Source organism: Methanobrevibacter filiformis, assembly GCF_001639265.1.
In the GTDB taxonomy this organism is placed as follows: domain Archaea; phylum Methanobacteriota; class Methanobacteria; order Methanobacteriales; family Methanobacteriaceae; genus Methanacia; species Methanacia filiformis.
This window is the reverse complement of the sequence record NZ_LWMT01000164.1, coordinates 1-1,030: the sequence shown is the minus strand read 5'-3', so window position 1 is coordinate 1,030 and position 1,030 is coordinate 1. Positions and strand designations below refer to the sequence as shown.

At 30.5% G+C, this 1,030-nt stretch carries 1 pseudogene; it reads left to right on the top strand.

Annotation, left to right across the window (positions count from 1 at the left end):
* Positions 1-1,030 (top strand): annotated as a pseudogene (locus MBFIL_RS10805) (hypothetical protein); the annotation flags it as partial.

Genomic DNA, 1,030 nt, shown 5'->3' with positions numbered 1-1,030 from the left:
ATTGAAGTGGATAATTATGACTTTGTTCTTTCAACTGATGTTTATGTAAATGCTACAGGTGGAAATGACAATAATGATGGTGCTAGTTGGGACACAGCTCTTGCATCAATTAATAAAGCTTTATGGATGGTTAAAGAGAATGGAATAATACATATTGCAGGTGATAGTGTAGGAATAGTGTATTCTGGTGTTTTAAATCGTAACCAACTTCTTAACATTACTAATGTTACATTAAGTGGTGAGTATGGTAAAGTTAATATTACTGGTGAAGGGACCTCTAATATATTTAATGTAACTGTAGCTGGAGTTAATTTAGTTAATTTAACATTAACAAATGGTAGAAGTCCAAATAACGGCGGTGCAATTTACACTGCTTTAGGTAGTAGCCTAAGTATAGACAATTGTACATTTGTTAGTAATACTGCTACATACAATGGAAGTTCTATTTACAACAATGGTGATTTGGCTATTCAAGGTTCTAATTTCACAGGAATGACTGCTGGTAATGGTAATATTTTTAACAATGGTACTAACCTTAATATATCTAACTCTATTTTCAGTAATAATACTGCAAATGGATATGGTGGAGCTATTTATAACTTTGCAAATGGACCTGTTACCATAAGTGATTCTATATTTACAAACAATAATGCATCTTCTTACAGTGGTGGAGCAATCTATAATATAAGGGGAGATATTAATATAAGTAGATCCAATTTCACAAGCAATGGTAATAATTATGTTAATTATGTTAATAATATACATAATGCCCTAGGTAACACCATTATCATCACTGATTCTAATTTTTTAAATAACAGTGTTGCTATTTATAATCAAGGAAATCTCACAATACTAGGTACTAATTTCACAAGCAACCCTAATGGTATTACAAGTAATGGTGCTAACAGTAATACTACTGTTATTAACTCTAGTTTTACTAGTAATGCAATAGGTATTTCTAATGAAGGTAAATTTAACTTAGACAACTCTAGTTTCATTAACAATAATAACACTGGTATTTCAAACACTG